Origin of the sequence: Archangium sp. Cb G35, assembly GCF_001896145.1 — a bacterium.
In the GTDB taxonomy this organism is placed as follows: Bacteria; Myxococcota; Myxococcia; order Myxococcales; family Myxococcaceae; genus Archangium; species Archangium violaceum.
The window spans coordinates 282,085-304,885 of the sequence record NZ_MPOI01000011.1 but is presented as its reverse complement, the minus strand read 5'-3'; the positions used below and the strand labels follow the sequence as shown (position 1 = coordinate 304,885).

The following is a 22,801-nucleotide window of genomic DNA, read 5'->3' as shown; positions in this document are numbered from 1 at the left end:
CGCGCCCTCTGCGACGGTGCGTGGCCATGACGACACGACCCTTTCGCATCCTGGGCCTCCAGCAGGTAGCCATTGGCGGGCCCGACAAGGCGCCCCTGCGCAAGCTGTGGGTGGACGTGCTGGGCCTCGAGCCCCATGGCACCTACCGCAGCGAGCGCGAGAACGTCGACGAGGACATCATCGTGGCCGGAGCCGGGCCCTTCCGCGTGGAGGTGGATTTGATGCAGCCGGTGGACCCGAACGGGAAGCCGCGCGTGCACGACCCCGCGCTCAACCACCTGGGCCTCTGGGTGGATGACCTGCGCGCGGCGGTGACGTGGCTGGAAGGGCAGGGCGTGCGCTTCGCTCCCGGCGGCATCCGCAAGGGCGCGGCCGGCTTCGACGTGACGTTCATCCACCCCAAGGGCAACGAGCAGTTCCCGCTCGGGGGCGAGGGCGTGCTCATCGAACTGGTGCAGGCCCCGCCCGAGGTCATCTCCGCCTTCGACTCCTTCGCGAAGGCCGCTCACAAGCCATAGGCCTCCAGCAGCCGGAGCCACACCTCGCTGACGGAGGGGAAGGCCGGCACCGAGTGCCAGAGTCTGTCGAGCGGCACCTCACCGGCCACCGCGATGGTGGCCGCGTGCAGCATCTCGCCCACTCCGGGGCCCACGAAGGTGGCCCCGAGGATGACTCGCCGCTGCTCGTCCACCACCAGCTTCACCCCTCCTTCGAAGCCCTGTCCCAGCAGGTCCGTGCCCGCCACCGAGTCCAGGCCCACCTGCACCGTGCGCACCTGAAGGCCCCGCTCACGGGCCTCGGCCTCGGTGAGCCCCACCGCGCCCACCTGCGGGTGCGTGAAGATCACCTGGGGCGTGGCTCGCGCATCCGCCCACGCCTCCTCCTGCCGGCCCAGGATGTTGTCTCCCGCGAGACGCGCCTGATACTTGCCCATGTGCGTGAGGAGGTTGCGCCCGTTCACGTCTCCGCACGCGTACAGCCAGCCGCCCTCCACGCCCCTGGCGCGGAGCAGATCGTCCACCTCCACCGGCTTGCCCGGCGTCAGCCCCACCGTCTCCAGGCCCACGTCCCGCGTGGCCACCTCCCGGCCCAGCGCCACCAGTATTTCGTCCGCGCGCAGTGTCTCGCCGGAGTCGAGTGTGAGCGTCGCCTCGCCCTGGCCTCCGGAGCGGTGGACGCGTGTCACCTGGGTGCGCGTGCGCACCGTGACGCCGCTCTCGCGCAGGGCCTTCTCCACGAGCCCGGCGGCGAAGGGCTCCAGGCGTGAGAGGATGTGCCCGCCGCGTTGGATGAGCGTCACCTCCTCCGCTCCGAGCGCCTTCCAGGCCTGGCTCAGCTCCGTGGCCACCACGCCGCCTCCCAGCACCGCCAGCCGCCGGGGCACCTTCTTGGAGCCGGTGCCCTCGCGGTTCGTCCAGGGCTTCGCCTCGCGCAGGCCAGGGATGTCCGGGATGCGTGCGCGGCTGCCCGTGGCCAGCACCACCGCGCGGTGCGCCGTCAGCTCGCGCGTCGCCCCATCACGAGTCGTGACCCGGACCACCCGAGGGCCCGCGAGCCGGCCGTGCCCTCGTACCACCTCGAGCTTCGCGCTTCGCGCCCACTCCGCCTGGCCCTTGTCGTCGTAGCCGTGGACCATCTTGTCCCGGTAGGCGAGGACCGCGGAGGCATCGAGCGGCTGCTTCACCACCTCGCGGACACCGGGCGAGTGCCGGGCCAGCCAGTGCACCTCGGAGGGCCGGAGCAGCGCCTTGCTGGGAACGCAGGCCCAGAAGGAGCACTCCCCGCCGAGCAGCTCCGTCTCCACGAGGGCCGTCGCCAGTCCTCCCGCGGCCGTCCGCCCCGCCACGTTCTCCCCGGCCGGGCCTCCGCCGATGACCACCACGTCGAATGCGTCCGCCATATGCCCTCTCCGCGCTTCGAGTCCCCGAAACGAAAAACGTAGGGGAGCACGGGCGGCGGCACCATGCGGCTCGCGGCCGGGCTTTCATCCGAAAGGTGTCACTCCGGAGGCTGGAGCGGGCTTCCTTCGTTGGCCCGTGTACGAGTCGACAGCGTGGCCTGGCGTCTCCACGCGGCGGGCGTGAGGCCGTGGGCCCGCCGGAAGAGGCGGATGAAGTGCGTGGCGTCCGCGTAGCCCACGCGCTCGGCGATGATGTCCACCCGCTCGTCCGTGCCCCGGAGCCTGCGCCGGGCCTCGGCCATGCGGTACTCGAGGATCCACTGGCCCACCGTGCGGCCCGTCTCCTTGCGGACCACTCCGGCCACGTGTGTGGCGGACCGTTCGACGGCCCGTGCCACCTCCGTGAGGGACAGCGGCCCGAGCGCGTTCGCCTCGATGAACGTGAGCGCCCGCCGCGCCAGGCTCTGGCCCGCCGGGTCCGGTGTGTCCTCGAGGCCCGTCATGCGCTCCAGCTCGATCAGTACCAGGCGGAGCAGGGCGCCCACGGCCTCGTCGCGGGAACGCTCGTCGCCGGTGAACTCGGACTCCATGAGCCGCATCCACCGCTCCAGCCGCTTGCGTTGGGCGGCTTTCGGGCGGAGGACCGGGTGGCAACCGCTCCGGATGCGAAGCAGGGGACCCAGCCGGAGTCCCTCGCGGCTCCCCCAGTTCGGGTCTTCGTGGGGAAACGCCTCCGGGTGGAAGGAGATCACCCATCCTTCCGCGTCACCGGCGTGCGGCGCTCCGTGAGGGTCCCCGGGAGGAATGATGTGGACGTCTCCCGCCCGCAGCACCTGCTCGCCGCTGTGGTGGATCGTCGACTGGCCGCGCGTCACGAGGAAGATGACGGCATACGAATGGGTGAAGGTTCCCGGCCGGGCGGAATGGTTGTGGCTGCGGTTGTGGCTGTATCGCCCCACCCAGACCGGGAGGTGGTGCCGCTTGAAGTCCTCGTGGGTCGGTGAGGGCTTCGTCGTTTCCTGAGGGGTCTTCCTCCTCGTCATGGCTCCTTCGTAGCGACGGCGTGGGCCGGGCTCAACCTTCTGGCCACAATCCGGTGGCCGCGTTCTCCATGTTGAGGGCGTGATTCATCATGGCTCCGGCCATGGTGCCAGCACCGGCCGCCGCGCTCGCGCCCTGGAATCGGGTCGTGAGATCTCCCGCCGCGTGGACTCCTGGAACGGACGTTTCCATGTGCTCGTTGACGCGGACGAAGCCCTGCTCGTCGAGCGCGACCCCGAGCTTCTTCACCACCTCCGTCTGATGCTGTGGAGGATGGGAGAAGAGCACCTCTCGCGCCACCCGCGTTCCGTCCTCCAGCTCCACGGCTTCGAGGTGTGCTCCATGGGCTCCGTGTCCGCTGCTGGCGATGAGCCGGCGGATCTTCCGGGTCTCCAGGCGGACCCCGGCGCGCTCCAGCCGCTGGTGCTGCTCGGCGGTGACCTCCATGGAGCCGTGGGTGAAGACCACCAGGTCGCGGGACCAGCCCGTGATGAAGAGCGCGAAGTCGAGGGCGTGCGGGCCCGTGGCGAGCAGTCCCCAGGGCCGATCTCGCACCTCCCAGCCATGGCAATACGGGCACTGGAAGATGCTCCGGCCCCACAGCTCGCGATAGCCGGGCAGGTCCAGGGGTTCGTCGACCATGCCCGTGGCGAGCAGCACCCGGCGGGCTTCCACCACCCGGCCTCCCGTGAGCACGGCCCGGAATCCCGGCTCGAGCCGCTCCACGGCGGTGACGCGCGTGTCCAGCAGGATGTCGACACCGTAGGGCGCGAGTTGCTCGTGGGCGATGCGCCGGAACTCCTTTGGGGGAATCCCGTCGCGGGTGACGAAGCCGTGGATGCCCTCGGCCGCGCTGTTCCGGGGCGGGCCCCCGTCGCACAGGAGCACCTGCTTCCGGGCGCGCCCGAGCATCAGCGCCGCGCTCAGGCCCGCCGGGCCGCCACCGATGATGATCACGTCCTTTTGTTCCGGAGCCGTCTTCATGTCCGTCCTCGCATGAGAAACGGATACGCGCGGGCCTGGCCCGGCGTCAGAGCGGATTCTCGTGCGGAATCGGCGGATCTTCCGGTGGCTGGAGCGCGGGGGCTCAGTGCCGTGAGGGCTCGATGTTGTTCCCCGTGAACCGGCGCAGGTCCGCGCGCAGGGCCTCGTTGAAGCGGAAGGGCTCGGGGCACTGCCTCGACTCGCAGACGGCCAGGTAATCGTTGAAGAAGGCGAGCGGGCCCCGGGCGGAATAGCCGCGCAGCCGCTCGGGCCCCCATGCCTCCTCCAGGGTCCGGGCCATGTGCGCGCCCACCCGGACGAAGAGCCAGTCCTCGCGCGGCTCATGGGCGGCGAGGATGCGTTCACGTGCCGCGTTCGGAGCCCGCTCGATGGCCGACCGGTCGAGCAACCGGGCCACCTGCTCGAAGGCCTCGGGGAGCTCGCCCGTCCCGGGCAGGGTCCCCGGCCCATGCGTGGCCCACTGGTGATAGGCGAGCCCGTAGCCGAAGACCCGGCCCAGTGCCTCGTTCACCACCGCGTCCACCGGGCCCTGGCGGTGCGCGCTCAGCCGTGGCCCCTTGTCCTCGAGCAGCAACTCGATGACGCCGTAGGCGATGCGCTTGAGCGAGGCGGCCTGGCCCTCCACGTTGCTCGCCAGGGCGATGGCCACGTCTTCCCCGGGCAGCAGGAGCAGCAGCGTGGACGTCTCCGGCTGGGCTCCCGAGTGGGCCACCACGTAGTGGCCCCGCAGCGGCCAGGTGGCGAAGCCCATGCCGTAGTCGGTGAGCCGTCCATCCCGGGTGCTCATTGGCGTCTGCATCCACCCCGAGCTGGTACGCGACAGCAGCCGGTAGTCGAGCAGTGCTCCGCCGAAGCCGAGCAGATCCTCGATGGACGCACGGGTGCCGCCTCCGGCGAAGCGGCCGGACACGTCGATGACCTTGGAGGCCACCCGCTGCCCGTCACGAATCCGGTAGCCCGCGGCGTGGTGCTCGTCGCGCGTGCGGCGATCGTCCAGCGCCGCGTGCACCATGCCGGCGGGGCCGAAGACGTGCTCCTGGAGGTACTCGCCGTAGCTCTGCCCGGACACGGCCTCGATGGCGGCGCCGAGCAGGTTGTAGGCCCAGGTGCTGTAGATGAAGCGGGTACCGGGCTCGGCCTCCAGCGCGTAGCCCGCCACGAGCTCGAGCGCGCCGGTGGTGTCCACCAGGCCGCTGTCATGGCTGGGGCCGAAGCGGCCGTAGTTCGTCACGCCGCCCAGGTGGCCGAGCAATTGCCGCACCGTCACCGGCCAGCGCTTCTCCGGCCACGTGGGCACCAGCGTGCGGATGTCCGCGTCGAGGCCGATGCGGCCCTGCTCCACGAGCTGCAGCACGGCCACGGCGGTGAATGTTTTCGTGATGGAGGCCAGGCGCCAGGTGGTGCGCGGCGTGGCGGGCAGTCCGCGCGCCACGTCCCTCTGCCCGTAGGTCCCCACCCAGCGCTGGGCGCCCCGCAGCACGCCCACCGCGAGGCCCGCGTGCGGCTCCCGCGTGAGCTCCGCGCGCACGAGCGCATCCAGGGCTCGTTGCACCTCCTCGGGGAAGGGCTGTTCTTCGGCTGGCGCCACCACATAGGGCCGCTCGCACACGGGCATCCCCGGCGGGACGGCCCACGCGGTGAGTCCCACCAGGAAGAACGGAAGCCACAGCCCCTTCACCGTGCGTTCCTCCGGGGCTCGGACCTGGCGTGTGTCTCAGCGGCTCTGATGTCGCGATCCATGGTGCTCGATGCTGGCGCGTCCCACCGTATCCGGATTCGGGCTGCCGCGCGCAGGTGTGGAGAAAAAGGACAACGCGCCGGGTGGGCTGCCCCTTTTCTCCACGGTCTCCGGAAGCCCTCAGAGGGCTGTTGGAAATGGAACACGAATTGCTGAGGCGTAACGGGTTTTACCACCCGGTTCCTTGGAACACCAAGTTCCTCGAGTGAATCCGACATCAATCGCTCGCCCGAGGGCGAGTGGGAGGCACATTCAATGAAGAGGTTTCTGAATCCGCTGATGGCCGCGTCCGTGGTCGTGCTGGCGTCCGCGTGCGCGAAGGTGGAGCGGATCGAGGTGAAGCCGGCCAAGGTGGAGCTGTCCGAGGCGGGCCAGTCCGTGGCGCTGTCTGCGCAGGGCGTGACGGCGGAGGGCAAGCCGGTGGAGAAGGCGGAGCTGGCATTTGCCTCCACCAACGCGAAGGTCGCCACCGTAGACGCCGCGGGCAAGGTGACGGCGGTGAAGAGCGGCTCGGCGAACATCACCGTCACGTCGGGCGAGGTGAGCGCCTCGGCCCCGGTGGAGGTGGTGATTCCCTCGGCGATCGTCATCCAGGGCGCGCCCTTCACGCTGACGGGCCTGGGCTCGGAGGCGGTGGTGGAGGCCGAGGTGAAGGATGACGCGGACCGTCCGGTGAAGGACGCGAAGCTGGACTACGCCGCCGCGGACGCGAACGTGGTGCAGGTGGAGGGCAACAAGCTGGTGGCCAAGGCGGTGGGCACCGCGAAGGTGACGGTGACGTCCGGCAAGCTGACGCAGGAGTTCGAGGTCAGCGTGAAGCTGCCCGAGGTGGACGCGGTGGCGTTCGAGACGGTGCCGGCGGCGCTGAAGGTGGGCGAGAGCGCGGCGCTGGCGGTGGTGGCCAAGGGCACGGACGGCGCGGCCATCAAGGGCGTGTCCTTCACCTTCACCACCAGCGACGAGAAGATCGCCACGGTGGACGCCACCGGTAACGTGACGGCGGTGAAGGCCGGCGCGGTCACCATCAAGGCCGAGGGTGGCAGCAAGGCCACCGAGGCGAAGCTGACGATCAAGAAGAAGTAGTCCCGCGGTACCGGGCTCCGGGTGCGGTTCCGCCTGGAGCCCGAGAACCCGTGCCGCTACTTCGCGGCCACGAACTCGAAGGAGGCCGTGGCCTCCTGGCCCTCCTGCACCGTCACCTGCGCCGTCTTCGTTCCGAGCGTCTCGTGCCACGCCTCGAGCGTGTACGTCCCCGGCGGCAGGCCCTGGATGGAGAAGGCGCCGTCCTCGCTGGTGGTGGCGAAGTACGGATGGGGGCTCAGCACCACGAACGCCGTCATCCACGGATGGATGTCGCACTTGAGGCGGATGACGTCCGCTTCCTTCGGAGGCAGGGCCTCCTTCGTCTTCAGGGGCGGCTGCGTCACGTTGAAGAGCTGCTTGCCCCCGGACACGCCCCGCACGTTGTGCAGCGTGCTGTCGCTGTTCATCAGCACCAGCGGCTGGTTGATGACGGCGCCCTGCACGCGCGGTTTGTACATGCACCGGTTCTGGTCCACCACGACCATGGTGCTCGGCGGCGTGGTGGGCTGGCCGGGCACGTTGCCCTGCACGCGCACCAGCACATTGGCCAGCTTGCCGTCCGTCACGAGCACGGGCTGGTCCACCAGTTCCATGCCGTCGCAGTTGGGATCCGTCCCCGGGGTGATGGGGTTGGGGGCGGGGGGCTTGCCCTTGAAGGTGACGAGCCCGCGCACGGTGCCGCCGCCCTGGGGGGCCTGGGCGGCCTCCTCCTGGGGCTCCTGGGGCAGGGGGGTGTCGGCGGGCAGGGGCGCGGCCTTGATGGCGGGGGCGGCAGGAGCCGGAGCCTGGGCGGCGGAGGGAGCCGGAGCGGCCTCGTCCTTCTTGCAGGCCGTCAGGGCGGAAAGTCCCACCGCACCGAGTACCGACAGGCCCAGCGTACGCAGCTTCATCGTGCAATCTCCTCACACTCCCGGTCCGAGGGGGGCGCGGACCGGGGTGGGGAATGTCCACGGCTGTCGTAACAGAAAAGCAGGCCGGTGGGCCAATGGGGTGGGGGGACACCCTCAGGAGGTGGCAGGTAGGCCCGCGAGGAGGCGGGCGCCAACGCACCGCGCCTTCACCGGGGGAGTGGGGAGGCGCGCCGGGCGCGGGTGCTGGATCTCCTCAGGCGCTCGAGGAACGAAGGCAGCTCTCGTTCGAGGGAGGCGCACAGCTCGCTGAACTCCCGCAGGGACTCGAGGCGCGCGCGGGCGGGGTGCTCCCCGTCACCGAGCAGCCAGAGGCCCTCGTCGGCCAGGCCCTTCGCGCTGGCGATGGCGGCCAGGCGGGTGCGCAGGACATTCTCCCAGGCGTCCGTCCGGAGCCGGTAACAATCCCGCCGCTCCAGCACGGGCACCCGCTCCACGAGGCCGCGCTCCGCGAGCAGCCGCGCCATGCTGCTCACCGAGGCCTTGCTGGCCTTCAGCGCCACGGCCATCGCGTCCAGCGAGTCACTCCCGGACTCCGACACCGCCAGCCATGCCAGCATCCGTCCGGCGATGGGCGGCATGCCGAGCTGGTGGAAGAACCGCCCCAGGGACTCCATCACCTGGGGCAGCGTGCGCCCGCCCGCGGAGGGGCGCCCGGCCGGGGGTCGGCTCATGTTCATCGTCCAGCTCCTCCTGGATTGTCTCCAGGAACAACCGCATACCATTCGATTCCATCCGAATGGCATCCGGTCCGGACTGAATGTCATCCGGTGGGAATCAGATGACATTCGGATGTTCCTGAACGACGAAACGGGTCTATTCGAAACGGCTCAATTCGAGGGCGCGGGGGCCCGGGGCTGCACCCGTCCGCCGCTGAACCCGCGCCAGCGGACATACCGGGTGAAGTCGCGCACGAAGGCCTCCGGCGGCAGCCCGATGGCGCTCTCGAAGGCCTGGGGGAACTCCTTGCCGCCCTTCATCTCGCGCAGCAGACCGCGCACCGGCTCCTCGCCGTAGCGCTTCACCAGGAACGCGAAGGTGTGGTGGGCCACCCCGTAGATGAAGTTCGAATCGTCCCGGTACAAATCCCCGGGATTGTTCACCGGATCGCTCGTGGGCGAGCGCTCGTAATGCCGGGCGATCTCCTCCAGCGACACCCACCGGTACGCCTGCTCCGCCGTGAACGAGGCCATGCCCTCGCGGAACCACAGGGGAATCTGCTTGCGCGACCAGTCACGCCGGTTCGACGCCTGCTGGTACATCACGCTGTGGGTCAGCTCGTGCAGGAGCAGCTCGTTGATCTGCGGCTGGGTGGCTCCGGCCGGGGCCCAGGAGGCGGGGGCCTGGACGAACACGTCGTCATAACGGCTCCAGGCGCGCAGCCAGCTGTAGCCGTGCTGCCGGACTGCGGCCTCCAGTGACGCGTGGTCGGGCATGACCTTGATGGTGACGGGCTCGCGCAGCGCGCCCCAGCGCTCCAGCTTGGGCAGGGCCTCGGTGACCGCCTGCCGGATGCGGGCGGCGTCCCGCGCGTCCTCGTGGTCGTAGTCGATGCGGAACTCGCCGGCGGATGTTTTCAGGGGGAGCGACGCCTCGAGTGCCGCTCCGGGGGCCGAGAACCGGCTGGAGGCGCAGCCCGACAGCAGCACCAGCACGCCCAACGCCACGATGCGCATCTCCATCCTCATTCCACGTCCAGCCAGTGCAGCACCGTGCGGCCCACGTCCGCCACGGTGGCCAGGGACTCCAGTCCGGGAGCTGGCGGACCGAAGTAGAGCACGGGGACGGCATTGAGGGTGTGGGATCGTGTAGTCAGATCTTCGACGTTTCCATGGTCGCTGCACACCAGGACCCGGGCGTCGGGGGGGCGGGTGGCGATGACGGCCCGGGCGAAGGCGTCGAAGGTGTCCAGGGCCTCGCGGGCGGCGGCGAAGTCCTGGGCGTGTCCGGCCTCGTCGGCCAGGTAGTGCTCGAAGAAGGTGAAGTCCGCCTCCCCAGCCACCCGCCAGAAGACGGCGGCGGCCTCGGCCGGGGTGCGCTGGGGGGCGGACAGGCTCCGGTCCCGGGCCCGCTCGCCGGTGATGTCATGGGTGAGGCCCTGGCCGGCCCGGGCGTCCTCCAGGGTGCGCAGGGGGACGTCCGCGGCGGCGAAGGCCAGGGTGCTGGCGGAGGCCTTCAGGCGCCGCAGGGCGGCCGGGGGGAGGGTGAACTCGGGGGGGCTGGAGGAGGGGCGCCGGGTGAGCTTCAGCGCGTCCAGATAGGCCACGGGGTAGCTATTGGCGAAGGTGGCGCTGCGCCCCGCGCCCACCAGCCGTTTGACGATGGAGTGGCGCGCCAGCAGCTCGCGCAGGGGGGCGTCCGGGTAGCCCAGCACGTGTCGGCCGATCAGGACGGGGGCGGGCTGGCCGGTGAGGATGGCCGTCTGGTTGGAGGCGGACTGCGGCCGCCCGGCCACGCCAAAGGTGGGGTCCACCGGAAAACACTGCCCCCCCTCGGGAAGCGCGCGGGGGGGTTCATCCCGGAAGTGGGAGAGGAGATAGTCGCGGTTGGCGAGTGGATTCGCCTCCGGCTCGTTTCGTCCGATGCCGACCCCATCGATGAACAGGACCACGACGCGCATTGCGTGGGACTGTATCCTGGCTTCAAGACACCCATGGCTATCCACGGCGACTTCTCCAGCTTCCCCCTTCCCGAATTGCTCCAGTGGTTGGATGGCTCCCGCAAGACGGGCACGCTCCAGCTCCTCACCTGGGAGGGCGGCGAGCGCAAACTGTTCCTGCTCTCCGGGCAGGTACTCTCGGTGGCCCATGAGGGGCTGTGGGGGCGCGTGGCCCGGGTCCTCTCGCTGGCGAAGCTGGCGGATGGCGCGGAGGTGCTGGCGGCCTTCAACGCGGTTCCTCCGGGCACGGAGGACGTGGAGCCGTTCTTCAAGAAGCACAATGTGGAGCTGAAGCTGGTGCGCGAGCTGGTGCGCGAGGAGATGCTCGGCTCCATGGTGGACCAGACGCGCGGGGGCCACGGTGCCTTCCACTGGTCGGAGGACCTGGACCGCACGGGCGAGGAGTGGGGCCCCTGCGAGATGAGCCTCCGGGAGCTGCTCTTCGAGTCGCTGCGCTGGGTGGATGAGCAGCCGGATGTGGACCGGGTGCTGCCGGGAGACGCGTTGACGGTGCGCTCGCGCGTGCAGCCCACCCCCCGCCAGCCGTTGATGCACCGCATCCTGCTGACGATGTGCGCGGGCGGGCAGAACCTGGGGCGGCTGCGGCTGTCGCTGGGCCTGTCGCGCTCGGCCACCACGCGCCGGGTGTTCGAGCTGCTGCGGGCCAAGCAGGTGGAGGTGGAGGGAGCACCGGAGGTGGTGGTGGATCCGGTGACGGACATGCTGGAGAAGGGCGCGGTGCTCATCCGCGAGGGCCAGTACGACGCGGCGGAGCTGGTGTGCTCGTCCCTGCTGGCGAGCGATCCGACGGACCGGCGGGTGCGCGAGTTCGCCCGCATGGTGCAGAGCGAGCACGTGGCGTCGCTCTACGCGAAGCTGCCGCCGCTGTCGGTGCCGGTGCTGCGGCCGGATCCGGAGACGCAGACGCTGCTCAATCAGGAGGAGCGGCAGGTGTCGGCGCTCGTCAACGGCTCCTGGGACGTGTCCACCCTGGTGCTGGCCAGCTCCGCGCGCGAGCTGGAGACGCTGAAGACGCTGGCCAAGCTGATGCGGATGGGCCTGCTGCAGATGCGCTGAGCGGAAATGGGGGGGCTCCGGCTCCGCCAGCGGGTAGGCTGCGCGGAGCGAGCGAGACGATGACCACCCTGACCCTCTCCGAGGCGGCCCCCCTGTTGAAGAAGGAGTTCCGGGAAGGGCGGCTCATTCCCTTCCTGGGTGCTGGTTTCTCCAAGCCGTTGAAGCTGCCGGACGGGAGCCAGCTCATCGCCTCCCTGGCGAAGACCCTGGGCTTCGAGCCCGAGCTGTTCGACATGCATGGCCGCTTCGAGCAGCTCGCCGAGTTCTTCGAGCTCTCCGGGCCGACCCGCTTCAAGGAGCTGGTCTACACGATGACGCGGGGCTTCGACTCCGCCGAGGCCGAGACGCTCCGCAAGACGTCCCCCATGCACCTCGCCCTCGCCGCGCTCCCGTGGCGGACCATCTACACCACCAACTACGACAGGCACGTCGAGGGGGCGTTCGAGGACGCGGGCAAACAGGTGTCGGTGCTGGCCTCCTTCGCGGACTTCCAGGGGCCTCGCGCTCGGGACGTGTGTGAGGTCGTCAAGTTCCACGGCACGCTGAACCAGCCGGAAACCATCGTCCTCACCGAGAGCTCCTACTTCCGGCGGATGGCGCTGGAGGCCCCGCCGGACCAGCGGCTGCGCGCGGACCTGCTCTCCAACAGCTTCCTGTTCATCGGCTACAGCTTCAGCGACACCAACATCCGCTACATCTGGTACCGGATGAACCAGCTCCGCGAGCAGAGCCAGATGGGCGTGAAGCACGCCCAGGCCCGGCGGTGCTTCTTCGCCACGCACGGGGCCGGGCTCGTGCAGCCGGACATCCTCGAGCAGTGGAACATCGACGTCATCCAGCTCGATCCCACCGACAAGTCCGCCAGCGTCGCGAAACTCCTCGAGAGCATCGCCTGAGTCCGGAGCCTGCACACCATGGCGCCTACCTGGTTCTACAACACCACCAACCCCGAGAAGCTGCGCGAGTTCCAGCACGTCTTCGGGGGCTCGGCACGGATCGGCTACCTCAAGGAGAAGATCACGGAGATCCTCGACAAGGAGCTCGAGACGGTCATCCGGGCCAAGGCGATCGCGGCCTACCGGGCCGTCCGCGTGCCCGTCATCGTCGAGCACGGAGCGCTCTGCATCGATGCCCTCAACGGGCTGCCCGGTGCACTCGTCAAACCGTTCTGGGAGTCCCTGGACAACCGGCTCTGTGAAGTGGTCCCCGCGGGCCATCGGACGGCCATGGCCCGCGCTGCCTTCTGCTACTGCGACGGCCGCGTGCGCCACGTCCTCATCGAGGAGACCCAGGGGGAGATCGCCACCAGCGCACGTGGGACGGGCGGCTTCCACTGGGATCCGATCTTCATCCCCAAGGGAGCGACACGGACGTTCGCGGAGATGAGCCTCGACGAGAAGCTGAGCTTCTCTCCCCTGGGCAGGCTCCACACGCGGCTGCGCAAGGAGCTCGGGCTGTAGGCCCGGGGACCGCTACTCCGCCGCCGGAGCGGGCAGTCCCGCGGCGTGCAGCCGGGAGAAGATCTGCATCAGCACGTAGAGCGCGAACGCCGCGTCATCCACGCGGTTGCTCGACCGTGCCGCCAGTGTCTGCAGCCGGAGCAGATCCGCTCCGTCCACGCGGAGCAGGTGGGCCTGGGCGCCCATCGTCCCCTCGCCGGCGAACGCGAGCCCACGCCGCGTGGCATCGAGGCAGGCCTGGATGCACGTCCCATAATCCCCGGAGGAGAAGGCCCCCTCGGCGGCGCGCGCGTGGTCGAACAGGTCCGAGGGCGCCAGGGCGCTCGCGGGCCCGAGCGGCCGCTGTCCGGTGAGGGCGGGAGGCGCGACGGCCGGTGCCACCTGGACCTGCACCTGGGGCTGCGGTGCGATGGCCGGCATGCTGCGCGAGGGGCGCGCCACCATGGGGGCGGAGGCCGTCGCGGCGGCCGGGGCCGTGACGCCGGCGGTGCGGCCCGCGAGGTGCTGGCTGAGCTGGGCCTCCAGTCCGCCTCCACTGCTGGCCTTGGGGGAGCCCAGGGAGGGCACCGCCGGGGTCGCGGTGCGGGGCGGGGGGACGATGCGCTTGATGCGCAGGTCCTGGATGACCAGCCGGGTGATGGCCTTGAGGGCGTCGAGCACGCCGCGGCCGCTGAGGGCCTCGGTCTCGAAGTCGGGGACGTTGCGCGGGTTGAGCGCGGCGCGCAGCTCGGCCACGGGCAGGGCCTTGGGGATGTCGCGCTTGTTCCATTGGATCACCAGCGGGAAGCGCTCCAACCGGACGCCCTGCTCGAGCAGGTTCTCCTCCAGGTTGGCCAGCGATTCGCGGTTGGCGTCCATCATCTCCGGCTGCGAGTCCGCCACGAACACCACGCCATCGGCGCCCTGGAGCACCAGCTTGCGCGTGGCGTTGTAGAAGACCTGGCCGGGCACCGTGTACAGCGCGAGCCGCACCGTGCAGTCATTCACCCGCTCGACCTTCACGGGCAGGAAGTCGAAGAAGAGCGTCCGGTCTCCCTCGGTGGCGATGGACATCATCTCGCCACGATGCGCGGGGCGCACCGTTTCGTAGATCTTCCGCAGGCTCGTCGTCTTTCCGGACAGGCCCGGTCCATAGAAGACGATCTTCACGGCCACTTCGCGGGCCACCAGGTTCACGCTGCTCACGGTGTGAGCTTACCTAGAACGACTCGACGCTTCGCGCCAGTTGCCGATGGCACATTCGCGGGGGTCCCCGAGAGGTGCTCGTTCGCCAGGAGGGCGAAGCACACGGCTTCCTTGGCGCCCTCGGGCAGTCCGAGCACGTCCAGGGGGCGGACGGGCAGGGGTGCCAGCCGCTCCGTGAGCCGCTCCATCAGCACCGGGTTCCGGGTGCCGCCGCCGGAGACGTACACCGCCTCCAGGGCGAAGCGCGGCAGCAGCCACCGCTCGTAGGCCCGGGCGGTGGCCTCCACCGTGAACGCCACCGCCGTGGCCATCAAGTCATGGGGCCGCGAGGCGCCATGGCGCTCCCACAGCCGCTCCACCAGGGCGTCGCCGAAGCCCTCGCGGCCGGCGCTGCGGGGCGGGGGGAGGGTCAGGAAGGGGTGCGCGAGCAGCTCCTCGAGCAGCTCCGGGATGACCCGGCCCTGGCGCGAGAGGCTCCCGTCCAGGTCGCACTGGAGCTGGCCGCCGGAGATGCGCCGGGCCAGCCCGTCCATCACCATGTTGCCCGGCCCGGTGTCGAAGGCGATGGTGTCCTCGATCCGGTCGCTCACCACGCTCACGTTGCCGATGCCGCCGATGTTCTGCAGCGCCCGCGCCACCCCCGGCTTCCGGAACAGGGCCCAGTCCAGGTAGGGCACCAGCGGCGCCCCCTGGCCCCCGGCGGCCACGTCCCGGGTACGGAAATCACTCACCACGGGCAGGCCGGTGCGCTCGGCGATGACGGCGGGCTCCCCCAGCTGGAGCGTGGAGGGGGTCTCGGAGAGGCTCGCGGGGAGGTGGGCCACCGTCTGGCCGTGCGAGCCGATGACGTCCACGTCCCCGGGGCGCAGACCCGCCCGGGCGATGACCTCCAGGGCGGCCTGGGCGAAGTGTTCACCCAGGGCGAAGTTGAGCTCGCAGAGCGAGCGGGCGTCGTTGGCGGCGAGGACGCGCCGGGTGAACTCGGGGGTGAAGGGCCGGGAGACGTGGGCCACGAGGGAGATGCGCACCTCGGGGCCGGTGCCTTCGACGCGGCACAGCACGGCCTCCACGGCATCCACGCTGGTGCCAGACAGCAGGCCGACGCACAGCCGCGAGTTGGGAGGAGGCGGTCGCGAGTCCATGCCCGCAAGTGTAAGCCCCGGGCCCCACATCCGCCGCCCCGGCCGGGGCGGAGTGTCAGCCCGGAGGCTTGGGAACCATCCTCCAGGCTCCGGTCTACGTGCTCCGGATGGGCTCTCCGGGCAAGAAGGGGGCGGGTGGAGGGGAGCTCGGGTCCGGCGTCCTCGGGGAAGGAGGCGCCGGGACGGGTGTGCCTGGAGAGGACTCGGCCTTGTCCGCCGTGATGAAGAGCTTGTTCATCACCCGGTCCATGATGGGACTGAGGAGGCGCTCGGCGGAGAAGCCCACCGCGATGAGCAGGATGGCGTAGGTGCACACCAGGGCCTCGTTGTTGCCCAGGACGATGCGCAGCGCGGGTTGGAGCTGGGCCGTGTCCCGCAGGGCATCGAATGAGCCTGGCGAGGGCGGAACGGTCTCGATGCTGAAGAAGAGCTGGGAGACGGCCAGCAGGTAGAAGAGGAACGCGGCGACGGCGCCGATGGAGGGCTTGACGAACAGGTAGTAGACGAACTGCCTCCAGAAGGGGCCTCGCATGACGAGCACCGGCCGCTCCGAGAGCATGTTGGCCGTGATGGCGCCCCCCGCTCCGAGCAGGACGAGCGACAGCGTGCTCATCGTGGTTCCCTTCCAGGGCAGCTCGATGGGGTTGCGGAGGATGAGCCCGGCGAACTGCGCGGGCAGTTGCGTCAGCAGCGTCAGGACGAACATCAGCACGAGCAGCGTCCCGCTCAGGCTGCGGATCATCATGGTGAGGTCGAGCTGCAGGTAGTGCTTGTCCGAGTGCCGGAGCACCTGGCGCAGCGCGCTGCGAAGGATCTGCCGGGCGTGGCGCAGCCTCAGCGCCTCCTCGGGTTTCAGGTCCTCCACCTGGTGGGAGAGCGTCACGACGCACCGGACCGCGGCGCACAGCGGACCCGACTTCTCATCGTGCCCCAGCCAGGTCGCGCGGGCGACGGGCTCGTGGATGTTGCGCCGGAAGTTCTCCTCCACCATCAGGGCCTCGGTGGTGAGCATGTCGAGCGGGAGGAGCAGCAGCAGATCCGCGGCGACGCCGTGGACGAGCTCCCAGAACTGACAGTTGTCCAGCGGGAAGCGGGGCCTCCAGCGCGGTGCCTCGAGCACGGCCTCCGCCTGCCTCAGACGCTCGTGCAGGTTCTTGATGATGTTCGCGGCGTGGGGGACGCGCGGTTCCTCCTGCTGCTCCTCCAGGAAGCGCAGGGTGGACTCCAGGCTGCGCAGCTTCGCCCAGCGCCTGCCGGTGTGGTGCCGCGGCCGGTTGGATTCCATGGCATGGCCTCCTCCCGGGGAAGGATGGAGGCCACGCGGGATTGTGACGCCGCCTCCCGGTCCGGAGCGCGGGGAAGGGCGGACGCTCGGCGCGCATGGCCGTCCCGTCTCCCCGGACGAGGGGAGGGCATGCCTCCCCGCCAGGCGGGTACCGTGCTCCGCCCATTCGGGACGGACCTCTCCCGTTCACGGATGCACATCGCTCGCGGCGAGGGCCAGCCGTGTCGTCCCCGGGGGAGGGGCTTTCGTTGACGGGCGGGTGTCCCGGGTCAGCCAGGGGCTGTCAGGCGCCCGCGTTCCAGGTGCCAGGGTCCTGGTGGTGCTGGACCGCGTTCGCCCGCGCTCGCCTGGGGTGACACGAGGGGCGTTGGAGCGGGCTCACGCGCTCCCGAAACGCCGGAGAGGGCGCCACCGAGACGTTGCTGCTCCTGTCTCCAGCGTCGGAGGCCGGGACACCGTGGGGATTCGTCCACCTGCGGAACGCGGGCGCACTCCTCCCCTGAAGGGGGATCCGCGGTGGAGTCTCCGGCACCTGAAGACAGAAGGGACGGTGCCGGACGGCCGGGTGGGCGCGAGCCCTGGATGGCTCCGGAGACGGAAGGTGTATCGGGATCGGGAGCCCCAGCAGGTGGGACAGGCCGGCTCCAGGGCCTTCGTCTGAAGAAGGCCCCGAGGGTCTCCGCCGGCCGGAAGGTGGCGATGCGCGCGCGGGTTTCACCCGCCGGGCGGACGAGGACGGCGGGCGCGAGAGCCGGTGTGTGTTGCGCGAGCGGGGTGGGAAGGGAAGGGGGCTCCTCGCGGAGCCGGGGGATGTGGGTGGCGAGCACTCCGCCACGGGCACCTTGTCTGGCCACCATGACGATGCGCCGGCCCCGGATGCTGGGCTCGCTCGAGGGGGCGTGAGGGAGGGCCGCCATCCGCGGGGCCTGCTCCGGCTCGCGAGGTCCACAGCCGCTCAGCTCGTTGCCCGACAGCGTGGCGGTGCCCCAGCTCACGAGGATGCAGTCCTCCGCGGTGGCGCTCACCGAGGTATTCCTCACTGCCGCGCTCATGCTCAGCGCGATGCCCTGGTGCGCCTGGGTGATGACGGCGCCGTGGATCTCCGTGCCGCGGCCTCCGCGCACCCGGATGCCGTACCAGGAGCCGCTGCCACCGTGCGAGGTGAGCGCGACGGGATTCGCCGCGGTGCCGCGCACCACCAGCGTCCCATCGACGATCAACTCCACGCGCTGGGGATCCACACCGGACTTCAGTGCGTCGCTGGCGGCGGCGATGACCTGGACGCCGGGCTCGATGGTGAGCTTCGTGCCCCAGGCCACGGTGACATCGCCTTGCAGCACATAGGGGCTGCCATGCCTCGTCCAGACGGTGGACGTGGAGAGGGTTCCCCGCACGTCCGTGGCGGACGCCAGGGCGGGAAGCAGAAGCAGGAGAAGCAGTACGGCGCGCATCACGGAGCCGATGCTAGTGCGCTCTCCGTCGAGTCATGGAGCGCTGTCCAGGGGGCGGGCGGGCGGACTGGCGCAAGCCCGGGATTTCGGATGGGATGGGAGCGCGCGCTTGCGAACGGCCCGGAACGGGATTAATTCCAATACGAACCTTTTCGTTCGCGACCTTCAAGGTCCGAACCATTCGGGTACGAACGATGCCGGGCCGCTACAAGGGGAGCGCACGGGAAGTGCGGGCGCTCGACACATTCGTGAAGCTGACGCGGGCCACGGAGACGCTCGGGGCGCAGCTCCAGCGGCACCTGGCCAGCCTGGAGATCACCCCGCCGCAGCTCGCGGTACTGGAGGCCCTGCTGCACGTGGGGCCGATGAACCAGAGCGAACTGGGCCGCAAGCTGCTGCGCAGCAACCCCAACATGACGGCGCTGCTGGACAACCTCGAGCGCAGCAAGTGGATTCAACGGGAGCGCAGCCCGGAGGATCGCCGGGTGGTGGTGGTGAGCCTCACCCCCGAGGGCCGGCGCGTCATCGAGCGGGTGTTTCCCGCGCATGCCGCCCACGTCACGGCGCTGATGGGGGCCCTGACCGCCGAGGAGCAGGAGTCGCTCGGCGAGCTCTGCAAGAAGCTCGGCCTCTCGCTCTCCGAGGGCTGAACCTTCCGAGGGCCCCGCAACGAAGTTCCCGCTCGCGCATTTACTTCCAGTACGAACCATTAGGGTCCGAAGTAAAAGGAGACAGTCATGAGCAAGACCGGCAAGAGCACGCGTTCCATCCAGCAGGTGGTGGACGCCGTCCGTACCCTGGAGGGCGAGGGCTTCGTGGTGCGCCGTCCGTTCCCCATCCCGGGCTTCATGCAGTTCGATCCGTTCCTGCTGCTGGACGAGATGGGCCCGGTGGAGCTGCCGCCAGGCGAGGCGAAGGGGGCGCCGGATCATCCCCACCGGGGATTCGAGACGGTCAGCTACATCCTGGAGGGCCGGCACGAGCACGCGGACTCGGCGGGCCATGCGGGCGAGCTGGGGCCCGGGGACGTGCAGTGGATGACGGCGGGGGCGGGGGTGGTGCACTCGGAGATGCCGGCGCGCGAGTTCGCGCGGACGGGTGGCCGCATGCACGGTTTCCAGGTGTGGGTGAACCTACCCAAGCGCGACAAGATGATGCCGCCGCGCTACCAGGAGCTGCCGTCCGCGCGCATCCCGGTGGCCTCGACGCCGGATGGCCGGGTGAAGGTGAAGGTGATTGCTGGCGAGTCGCTCGGTGTGCGGGCGGCCATCGACACGCGTACGCCCATCCAGTACCTGCACTTCACGCTCGAGCCGGGAGGCCGCATCGAGCAGCCGGTGCCGAGGGACCACAACGCCTTCGCCTACGTGTTCGGGGGTGAGGGCAGGTTCGGGCCGGAGGGGACGCGGGCGGTGGACGGGCAGGCGGTGCTGTTCACCAACGACGCGGACACGGTGGTGTTGGAGAACACGGGGAACGAGCCCCTGCAGCTCCTGTTGCTGTCGGGAGTGCCCCTGAAGGAGCCGATGGTGCGCTACGGGCCGTTCGTGATGAACACGAAGTCGGAGATCATCCAGGCGTTCGAGGACTACCAGAGCGGCAGGATGGGTCGTATCCATCGCTGACCGGGCAACGCCGCGGCCCCAACCCCTGGGGCCGTGGTGTTGTCTTCAGGAGCGCTGCGGCCAAGCGAGTAGCCTCCGCTGGGCGCACCACGTCACGGACGATTCTTCGATATCTGTGGATATTCCAGGAAAACATGAATATGGTATTGTGCTAGCAATTCAGTCAATACTCATTCTTGGAGGGATCTGCGATGTCACGTGTGCCTGCTCGTGCACCTCTATGCCTGTGGCTCTCCGGGTTGTTGCTGACCGCCTGCGGTGCGCCCTCGGAAGTGGAACTGGCTCCCGCCGGTGAGCCGCTGGGCACCGCGGAGTCGGCCCTGTGCTCCGGTTCGAGCGTGACCCAACTCTCCATCGGCGGCATCAGCTCGTACGGTGGAGAGATCGCCGGCAGCGGAAGCTGGAGCGTGTCTTCCGGCGCCAATGCGGTGCGCCTGAATTACTACGTCAATGGTGTCTTGCGGTCCTTCGAGGATCGCACTGGCGCTTCCGGCACCTGGTTCTTCAGTAGCGCGGGGCATGCCTGCGGCTCGCACGCCTTCGAGATCAGGGCCTACCCGATGGTCATCGACAGCAACGGCAACCGCACCGTCTGCGTGGAGAGCCCCCGCACCGTCTCGCAGTACGTCGATCAGCCCTGTGCCACGGCTTCACTCTTCTGCTCGCGGCCCTCCACGAACATCAACTGCACGGGCAGCGGCACCGGCGGTACCGGGCCCTACCGGTACAGCTGGAACATCCTCTACTCCAGTGACCTGGGGAACTGGAGCAGCGGCTGGTTCGACGGAGGCACGACCCTGTCGGAGTACTGCCCCCGTGGCTTCTACGTGGACGCCTACTACTGGAACGCGCAGGTGCAGTTCCGGATCATCGACGCCACGGGCGTGAGCAGCAACGTCGTGACGGCGTCGAACTACCTCTGCGTGCAGCCTCCCTGAGCGCTGCCCTACGGCTTGCCCAGCAGCTCCAGGGCGGCGGTGGTCAGCGAGGTGACGCCGGTGCGGAGGGTCCGCTCGCGGTCCGGGTGGAAGAGGGGCGAGTGCAGCGAGGGGAGTGTCTCGCCCGCTGCCTTCGCCTCCGCGTGCCGCTTGGGCTCGACGGTGCCCAGCCAGAGCATGACGGCGGGGACTCCGGCGAGGCCGTACTCGGAGAAGTCCTCGCCGCCCATGACGGGCGTGGCCTCGCGGAGGTTCTCCTTGCCGAGCACCCGCGTGATGGCGCCGACCAGCCGCTTCGTCAGCTCCGGATCGTTGTAGGTGGCGGGAGTGCCCTCGGTGACGGACACCTCGGGCTTGCGGGGCGCGTTGGCCGCGGCGGCCTCGGCGTTGGCCACGCGCTCGATGCCGGCGAGGAGCTGCTTGCGGACCTCGGGCTTGTAGGAGCGCACGGTGAGCTGGAGCTTCACCTCGTCCGGGATGATGTTGTGCTTGGTGCCGCCGTGGATGGAGCCCACCGTCACCACCGCGGGCTCAAGCGGGTGCTTCTCCCGGCTGACGAGCGTCTGCAGTGACAGGATGGTACGGGCCGCGAGCACGATGGGGTCCACGGTGGTGTGCGGGTAGGCGCCGTGCCCGCCCTTGCCGTGGAGGGTGATGTCCACGGAGTCCACGTTGGCCAGGGCGTAGCCGGCCACGTACTCGATGGTGCCCGCGGCGGCGGAGGCACTGTTGTGGAGGGCCACGGCGAAGTCCGGCTTGGGGAAGCGCTTGTAGAGGCCATCCGCGAGCATCCCCCGCGCGCCGCTGCCCCGCTCCTCGGCGGGCTGGCCCACCATGACGAGGGTGCCTCGCCACCGGTTCTTCGCGCGCGCCAGCAGGGTGGCGGTGCCCACCCAGGCCGTCATGTGGACGTCGTGCCCGCAGGCGTGCATCACCGGCACGCTCTGGCCGGTGTCATCTTTCGCCATCGCCTTGCTGGCGTAGGGCAGCCCCGTCTTCTCCTCCACCGGGAGGGCATCCATGTCGGTGCGCAGCAGCACCGTGGGGCCCTTGCCGTTGCGCAGCACGGCCACCACGCCATGGCCGCCCACCTTGGGCGTCACCTCGAAGCCCAGCGCGCGCAGGCGCTCGGCGAGCTTCGCCGCGGTCTTCTCCTCCTGGTGGGAGAGCTCCGGGTTCTGGTGCAGATCCCTGTAGAGGGCGTCGAGCTCGGGGTAGAGCGCGTCGAGACCCTCGAGGGCGGGGGAGGGAGCCTTCGCGGCGCGCGCGGGGGTGGCGGGCCAGACAATCGCGGCGAGGACGAGGGCGAGGAGGGGGAGGGATTTCACCGTGCGGTCTCCGGTCCGGTACAGGGGCGCCGACTACAGCACGGCCGCGCCGTCACTGCCCATTCCTGTCGCGCACGGGGTGCCCGGACCGTGGAGGGCCCGGGCACCGGGACTTCAGGGGACTACTTCAGCAGACCTTCGGCCTTGAGGGCCGCCTGCACGGCGGGACGGCCGGCCACGCGCGCGTGGTAGGCCTGGAGCACCGGCCACTGGCCCAGGTCGATCTTCACGAACGCCGTCCAGCCCAGCACCGTGAAGAGGTAGGCGTCGGCCACGGTGAACTGCTCGCCCGTGAGGAAGGGACCCTTCTCGAGGGCGGTGTTCAGGTGGTTGAGACGCTTGCCGAGGTTCTCGATGACGATCTTCTTCGCGTCCTCGGGGTAGGTGGGGTTGAAGAGGGGGCTGAAGCCCTTATGCAGCTCGGTGCTGATGAAGTTGAGCAACTCCTGGAGGCGGTAGCGCTCGATGGTGCCGTTGGCCGGGGCGAGCTTGCTCTGGGGCGCCTTGTCGGCGAGGTACTGGACGATGGCCGGGCCCTCGGTGAGGACGCTGCCGTCGTCGAGCTGCAGGGCCGGGACGTAGCCCTTGGTGTTGATGGTGGTGAAGTCCTTGCCGGACTCCGTCTTCTTGCTGCGCAGGTCCACCTTCTCGATGTCGAAGGTCAGGCCCGCCTCGCGCAGGACGATGTGCGGCGACAGCGAACAGGCACCCGGGGAGTAGTAGAGCTTCATTCGTGGGACTCCTTGAAGTTTCGCCTTGGCAGGCGGCGGCAATTTGCACGCGTGCCCGGGTCCGCGCCATGAAATCCACCCGCACCTGGAGTCACACCGGAAGGACCGGGAATGGGAACCGCTCCCCTCTTGACTGGGCGAACGGAGCCGTTCCACCGCGGTGACCTCGACGTCTACAGAGAATCACGTACGAGGCTCCCGGGTGTTTCCTCCGGACTCCGCAAACCTTGCGCACCGCAACTCTT

General features: G+C 69.8%; 22 protein-coding genes. 8 read left to right on the top strand and 14 right to left on the bottom strand.

All coding sequences use genetic code 11. The features are described from left to right. Nucleotides 1-26 precede the first annotated feature (26 nt). Nucleotides 27-518, top strand: coding sequence for a VOC family protein (locus BO221_RS31945; RefSeq protein ID WP_143195796.1), 492 nt, complete (start codon nt 27-29; stop codon nt 516-518). Here BO221_RS31945 and BO221_RS31940 read toward each other — a convergent pair. The 4 genes from BO221_RS31940 to BO221_RS31925 form a co-directional block, all read right to left on the bottom strand. After that, nucleotides 506-1,900, bottom strand: coding sequence for an NAD(P)/FAD-dependent oxidoreductase (locus BO221_RS31940; protein ID WP_073564613.1), 1,395 nt, complete (start codon nt 1,898-1,900; stop codon nt 506-508). The two genes, BO221_RS31945 and BO221_RS31940, sit on opposite strands and share 13 nt — an antisense overlap. A 98-nt stretch (nt 1,901-1,998) precedes the next feature. Further along, nucleotides 1,999-2,943, bottom strand: a complete 945-nt coding sequence (locus BO221_RS31935; RefSeq protein ID WP_073564612.1) for an AraC family transcriptional regulator — start codon at nt 2,941-2,943, stop codon at nt 1,999-2,001. Nucleotides 2,944-2,974: 31 nt separating this feature from the next. Beyond that, entirely contained in the window at nt 2,975-3,925 is a 951-nt protein-coding gene (locus BO221_RS31930) for an NAD(P)/FAD-dependent oxidoreductase (protein ID WP_073564611.1), read from the bottom strand. Between the two features lie 103 nt (nt 3,926-4,028). Beyond that, nucleotides 4,029-5,624, bottom strand: a complete 1,596-nt coding sequence (locus tag BO221_RS31925; RefSeq protein WP_073564610.1) for a serine hydrolase — start codon at nt 5,622-5,624, stop codon at nt 4,029-4,031. A gap of 315 nt (nt 5,625-5,939) precedes the next feature. On the opposite strand from BO221_RS31925, the gene BO221_RS57115 reads away from it, so the two are divergent. Further along, nucleotides 5,940-6,767 (top strand): Ig-like domain-containing protein, encoded by an 828-nt coding sequence (locus tag BO221_RS57115; protein ID WP_073564609.1) that lies wholly within the window; start codon nt 5,940-5,942, stop codon nt 6,765-6,767. A gap of 56 nt (nt 6,768-6,823) precedes the next feature. Here BO221_RS57115 and BO221_RS31915 read toward each other — a convergent pair whose 3' ends face one another. The 4 genes from BO221_RS31915 to BO221_RS31900 all read right to left on the bottom strand — a co-directional run bounded on the left by BO221_RS31915 (nt 6,824) and on the right by BO221_RS31900 (nt 10,295). Beyond that, a complete protein-coding gene (locus BO221_RS31915; RefSeq protein WP_073564608.1) occupies nt 6,824-7,657 on the bottom strand; it encodes a carboxypeptidase regulatory-like domain-containing protein in 834 nt (277 codons plus the stop codon). 167 nt (nt 7,658-7,824) lie between these two features. Continuing rightward, nucleotides 7,825-8,349: a GbsR/MarR family transcriptional regulator gene (locus BO221_RS31910; RefSeq protein WP_143195795.1), complete on the bottom strand. Its 525-nt coding sequence runs from the start codon at nt 8,347-8,349 to the stop codon at nt 7,825-7,827. A gap of 156 nt (nt 8,350-8,505) precedes the next feature. Beyond that, nucleotides 8,506-9,357, bottom strand: a complete 852-nt coding sequence (locus BO221_RS31905; protein ID WP_233166333.1) for a hypothetical protein — start codon at nt 9,355-9,357, stop codon at nt 8,506-8,508. Between the two features lie 2 nt (nt 9,358-9,359). Further along, a complete protein-coding gene (locus BO221_RS31900) occupies nt 9,360-10,295 on the bottom strand; it encodes a metalloenzyme (protein ID WP_073564606.1) in 936 nt (311 codons plus the stop codon). 33 nt (nt 10,296-10,328) lie between these two features. On the opposite strand from BO221_RS31900, the gene BO221_RS31895 reads away from it, so the two are divergent. From BO221_RS31895 to BO221_RS31885, 3 genes are read left to right on the top strand one after another with little or no spacing between them, the layout of a single operon-like run. Next, complete coding sequence (locus BO221_RS31895) at nt 10,329-11,411, top strand: DUF4388 domain-containing protein (RefSeq protein WP_073564798.1); 1,083 nt, start codon at nt 10,329-10,331, stop codon at nt 11,409-11,411. A gap of 59 nt (nt 11,412-11,470) precedes the next feature. Next, complete coding sequence (locus tag BO221_RS31890; protein ID WP_073564605.1) at nt 11,471-12,307, top strand: SIR2 family protein; 837 nt, start codon at nt 11,471-11,473, stop codon at nt 12,305-12,307. Between the two features lie 18 nt (nt 12,308-12,325). After that, complete coding sequence (locus BO221_RS31885) at nt 12,326-12,871, top strand: non-canonical purine NTP pyrophosphatase (protein ID WP_073564604.1); 546 nt, start codon at nt 12,326-12,328, stop codon at nt 12,869-12,871. A gap of 12 nt (nt 12,872-12,883) precedes the next feature. Here BO221_RS31885 and BO221_RS31880 read toward each other — a convergent pair whose 3' ends face one another. From BO221_RS31880 to BO221_RS31865, 4 genes are all read right to left on the bottom strand, one after another. Next, the gene (locus BO221_RS31880; protein WP_073564603.1) at nt 12,884-14,056 is read right to left on the bottom strand and encodes an ATP/GTP-binding protein; all 1,173 of its coding nucleotides are present in this window, start codon (nt 14,054-14,056) and stop codon (nt 12,884-12,886) included. Then, the gene (locus BO221_RS31875; protein ID WP_073564602.1) at nt 14,053-15,198 is read right to left on the bottom strand and encodes an anhydro-N-acetylmuramic acid kinase; all 1,146 of its coding nucleotides are present in this window, start codon (nt 15,196-15,198) and stop codon (nt 14,053-14,055) included. The genes BO221_RS31880 and BO221_RS31875 overlap by 4 nt, the downstream gene beginning before the upstream one ends. Nucleotides 15,199-15,292: 94 nt before the next feature. Then, on the bottom strand, nt 15,293-16,483 hold the full coding sequence (locus BO221_RS31870; protein WP_073564601.1) for a hypothetical protein: 1,191 nt from the start codon (nt 16,481-16,483) through the stop codon (nt 15,293-15,295). 269 nt (nt 16,484-16,752) lie between these two features. Further along, complete coding sequence (locus tag BO221_RS31865; protein ID WP_143195794.1) at nt 16,753-17,937, bottom strand: hypothetical protein; 1,185 nt, start codon at nt 17,935-17,937, stop codon at nt 16,753-16,755. A 191-nt stretch (nt 17,938-18,128) separates the two neighbouring features. Here BO221_RS31865 and BO221_RS31860 point away from each other — a divergent pair, with 191 nt between their 5' ends. The 3 genes from BO221_RS31860 (at nt 18,129) to BO221_RS31850 (ending at nt 20,497) form a co-directional block, all read left to right on the top strand. After that, the gene (locus BO221_RS31860) at nt 18,129-18,584 is read left to right on the top strand and encodes a MarR family winged helix-turn-helix transcriptional regulator (RefSeq protein WP_073564599.1); all 456 of its coding nucleotides are present in this window, start codon (nt 18,129-18,131) and stop codon (nt 18,582-18,584) included. Between the two features lie 87 nt (nt 18,585-18,671). Further along, nucleotides 18,672-19,559 carry a pirin family protein gene (locus BO221_RS31855; RefSeq protein ID WP_073564598.1) on the top strand — a complete coding sequence of 296 codons (888 nt, stop codon included), beginning with the start codon at nt 18,672-18,674 and terminating at the stop codon, nt 19,557-19,559. 191 nt (nt 19,560-19,750) lie between these two features. After that, nucleotides 19,751-20,497: a hypothetical protein gene (locus BO221_RS31850; protein ID WP_073564597.1), complete on the top strand. Its 747-nt coding sequence runs from the start codon at nt 19,751-19,753 to the stop codon at nt 20,495-20,497. 8 nt (nt 20,498-20,505) lie between these two features. Here the strand turns inward: BO221_RS31850 and BO221_RS31845 are convergent, their stop codons facing one another. Both BO221_RS31845 and gstA read right to left on the bottom strand, forming a co-directional pair. Beyond that, the gene (locus BO221_RS31845) at nt 20,506-21,825 is read right to left on the bottom strand and encodes an amidohydrolase (protein ID WP_073564596.1); all 1,320 of its coding nucleotides are present in this window, start codon (nt 21,823-21,825) and stop codon (nt 20,506-20,508) included. 122 nt (nt 21,826-21,947) lie between these two features. After that, on the bottom strand, nt 21,948-22,556 hold the full coding sequence (gene gstA / locus BO221_RS31840) for a glutathione transferase GstA (protein WP_073564595.1): 609 nt from the start codon (nt 22,554-22,556) through the stop codon (nt 21,948-21,950). Nucleotides 22,557-22,801: the final 245 nt, after the last annotated feature.